A 266-nucleotide genomic window follows, 5' to 3' on the forward strand; every position below is an offset into this window, starting at 1 on the left:
CAATTCTTGACGGAATAAAAAAGGATCTCGATTCCATATGGAAATCTTTAAAGGATATCTTCACTGATTCAGAAGTTGCTAAAGCAGCAAATAATTTTTTCGATTCATTCGCATATGCAATTGGACAAGTTGCCGGCTCATTTGCCAGAATCGGATTAACAATTGCGCAAAACATTATAGGCGGCATCGAAAAGTTTTTAAAGCAGAACACGCAAAGAATAAAGAACTATCTGATAGATATGTTCAATATCGGCTCTGAAATTGCA

1 protein-coding gene is annotated in these 266 nt (G+C 35.7%); it reads left to right on the forward strand.

Annotated features, from left to right (window positions below; all coding sequences use genetic code 11):
* A partial coding sequence (locus ABFY71_RS18905; protein WP_347947419.1) for a hypothetical protein occupies nucleotides 1-266 on the forward strand: 266 nt, incomplete at both ends.

The organism is Devosia alba (assembly GCF_039938915.1).
In the GTDB taxonomy this organism is placed as follows: Bacteria; Pseudomonadota; Alphaproteobacteria; order Rhizobiales; family Devosiaceae; genus Devosia; species Devosia alba.